This is a genomic window from Pseudomonas sp. K8 (genome assembly GCF_014889455.1).
Lineage (GTDB): Bacteria > Pseudomonadota > Gammaproteobacteria > Pseudomonadales > Pseudomonadaceae > Aquipseudomonas > Aquipseudomonas veronii.
Window position 1 is genome coordinate 1 of record NZ_VJWO01000135.1, and the last position, 816, is coordinate 816.

1 protein-coding gene is annotated in these 816 nt (G+C 67.9%); it reads left to right on the plus strand.

Annotation, left to right across the window (positions count from 1 at the left end):
- Positions 1-103: 103 nt before the first annotated feature.
- The coding region (locus tag INT12_RS30570; RefSeq protein ID WP_319018073.1) for a nitrilase-related carbon-nitrogen hydrolase at positions 104-816 on the plus strand (713 nt) is incomplete at its 3' end.

Consider the following 816-nt stretch of genomic DNA (forward strand, 5'->3'; position numbering starts at 1 on the left):
GCACACAATGCCGTCTTCGGGCGGCGTTTCTGCGTTCTGGCACCCGGTTTGCCGGGCAGGGCCCGGCGCTACAATGGGGTATCGAAACCTCAGGCGTTACCTCATGACCTCGATCCGTATTGCGATGGCTCAGTTCGATTTCCCAGTGGGGGCGGTCGAGCGCAATACCGACAGCATCATCGCGATGATCGCCGAGGCGCGCGATGAGTTCGGCGCCGAACTGGTGGTGTTCCCGGAACTGGGCATCACCGCCGTGGTCGGCTGGCCCGAGGCCACCGGCGCGGTGGTCTACAACGCGGCCAGCGTGCTGCGCGATGGCCAGGTGCTGCATACCTACCGCAAGCGCGAACTGCCCAACTACGCGGTGTTCGATGAGCGCCGCTACTTCGATGTGGACCCGGACGGCGGCAGCTGCGTGTTCGAGTTGAAGGGCGTGCCGGTGGGCGTGCTGGTCTGCGAAGACCTGTGGTTCCCCGAACCGCTGGCCGACACCGTGCGCCAGGGTGCGGAACTGGTGGTGGTGCCCAACGCCTCGCCGGACGAACGCGGCAAGCACGCCCAGCGCGATGCGCTGCTGGCCGAGCGCACCCGCGAAACCGGCGCGGCGCTGCTGTACCTCAACATGGTGGGCGGGCAGGATGCGCTCACCTTCGATGGCGCCTCGGTGGTGGCCGATGGCGATGGCACCGTGCACCCGGCCGCCGCGGCGTTCACCGACCAGTGGCTGGTGGTGGACTACGACGCCGAAAGCCGCCGCTTCCTGCCGCGCGAGTGGATGGACGATGGCGACGAGAGCATGGATGCGCTGGCCTGGCG